Genomic DNA, 1,431 nt, shown 5'->3' with positions numbered 1-1,431 from the left:
ACATTCGTCAATCTTTTTTGCCCGTCATAGCTGTAGTGAAAAACATTTCCTTGTGCATCGGTTTTGCTGGTGATATTAAAATCGGCGTTATAAACATACGTCGTTTTAAAGCCCAATGCGTCCGATGCGGTCACTTTTCCTTCTTCATACACATACTGGGAACTAAGCTCGCCTTCATGACTGACCGACGAAACCCGGTCTCCCGTGTAGGCAAACTGCTTCGTTCCGGACTGCGATTCGCTGATGGATAACAATTTATGGGCGCCGTCGTACGTGAACGATTCGGTCGTCCCGTTGGGATGCGTCACCGTTCTCAGTTCATTGTTTAGATAATCATAACGGGTGACGCGGCCGATCGGATCGGTCATCGAGGTAATCAGCTGTCCGCTGTATCCAAAATGCACGGAGCGGCCATCCGGGCTTTTGATTTCAATCAGGCGCCCTTCTGCATCATAGCTGAGGCTGACCCGGTTTCCCTTTGTATCCTGGACAGCAACCAGTTTTCCGGCAGCCGGGTCTCCATTTTCACGCCATGGCGCTTTATACCCTTTAAACGTGTAAACAGTTCCGTTCGGCTGTGTGATGCGGTATTCCTCTTTCGACACGCGGGTCAGAGCCGATTTTTCATTGTCATCGGTCGTGTAGTGGCCACGGTCGAGGGGATAGTAAATCGCCGGATCCCCGTCGAATTCATCAACCAATAATGTGTCGTCGTCTTTGTGGTATGTATAGTTGACCTGGCTTCCATCCGGTTTGAATTCGGCGATATTAAAATCGGCAAACATCTGGATCGTATGGTCATACGGAAATGCCCACCCATAGCCGAATGGCGACAGCCTGTCCTTTTGTTCCGTTTTGTACAAACGCTGGATCGTGATCGGGAATCCATAGGAAGGGAGAATGAAATCATCCTTCACAAGCGATAAGCTCCCCTTTGGCAGGTCGACAGGCTCGGATTCGATTGGCGGTGTTTCCGGCAATGCGGCAAAATCGTTTGAGCCAAAGAAGCTCGGAGCGCCTGTCCCGTTGCCGCCTGTCTGGTTGGAAAAAGCCGAAAAGCCGGACGAAAATCCGGGCGGCTGGCCCGGCTGCGGCAGCCAGTCCTCCAGGAGCGGATTTAAAAACGCTTCCGGCGTGGCGGCCTCTGCCTTGTTGGCCAGGCCGGGCAGGATGGAACTCGTGATTAATAGAATAGTAAGAAAATAAATAAGAGATTTGTAGAATAGCCTTTTCTTCAAAACGCAAAAACAGCTCCTTTCCCTAAAAGGCACCACCAGCTAAAAGCAGAAGGGTACCTTGAAAAAAAGAAGCTGAACATAAGCGTTCCTTGATCCATTCGGTAACCCGGCTGTCATGGCATCTGCTTTAGACCCGTGGCTTTGCGTCTCCAACTTTCGTCGGATTTGCCTTTATCATTGGTTAATATTGTTG

The 1,431-nt window shown here is 50.0% G+C and carries 1 protein-coding gene and 1 riboswitch; the gene reads right to left on the bottom strand.

The window, feature by feature from the left end:
• Positions 1-1,238 (bottom strand): DUF6531 domain-containing protein (locus tag CU633_RS22440; protein ID WP_142383456.1); only part of this gene is annotated, 1,238 nt, incomplete at its 3' end.
• 97 nt (positions 1,239-1,335) lie between these two features.
• A riboswitch (cyclic di-GMP riboswitch) is annotated at positions 1,336-1,418 on the bottom strand.
• Positions 1,419-1,431 lie beyond the last annotated feature (13 nt).

Source organism: Bacillus sp. V3-13, assembly GCF_002860165.1.
GTDB lineage: Bacteria > Bacillota > Bacilli > Bacillales > Cytobacillaceae > Bacillus_BJ.
Note: the sequence above shows the minus strand (reverse complement) of the source record. Positions and strands in the feature narration are given on the sequence as shown.